Source organism: Streptococcus sp. HMSC10E12 (assembly GCF_001807855.1).
GTDB classification, from domain to species: Bacteria; Bacillota; Bacilli; order Lactobacillales; family Streptococcaceae; genus Streptococcus; species Streptococcus salivarius.
In genome coordinates, this window is record NZ_KV791085.1 from 2,612 (window position 1) to 3,090 (window position 479).

At 31.7% G+C, this 479-nt stretch carries 1 protein-coding gene; it reads left to right on the forward strand.

Annotated features, from left to right (window positions below):
- The coding region (locus tag HMPREF3112_RS11550; protein ID WP_256262647.1) for a hypothetical protein at positions 1-187 on the forward strand (187 nt) is incomplete at its 5' end.
- Positions 188-479: the final 292 nt, after the last annotated feature.

Genomic DNA, 479 nt, shown 5'->3' on the forward strand with positions numbered 1-479 from the left:
AGTCATCAATGGTCAACACCTCTACTTTGATTATCAAGGTAAGCAAATTAAAGGCAATTTCGTTACAGACTACAAGGGGACTCGTTACTACGATGAAAACTCTGGGGAGCTCGTAACCAACCAAACACGTACCATCAATGGTGTGACTTATCACTTTGATGAAAATGGACGTGCAAATCAATTGTAAATTAAGTCCGAAAATCGACTAAAATTATTCTTATAAGACATCTATACTAAGGAAGTTGATTAATTTCAACTTCCTTTTAAAAATCCAAGAAAATAATTTTTGTCTACTTTAAGAAAACTTTAGGCTTTGCTTTATATACTATAACCATCCTAAAACTTTTCTTTTTCATAATCTCCTAAATCCAGGGCTCAGGTCCTGGATTTTTTTAACTCTTATGACTGCTAAAATTGTGAAATTTACTTTATAAGTCGCTTTTCTATGTAATCGTTTTCTTATTTTTGTCTAAATTTCT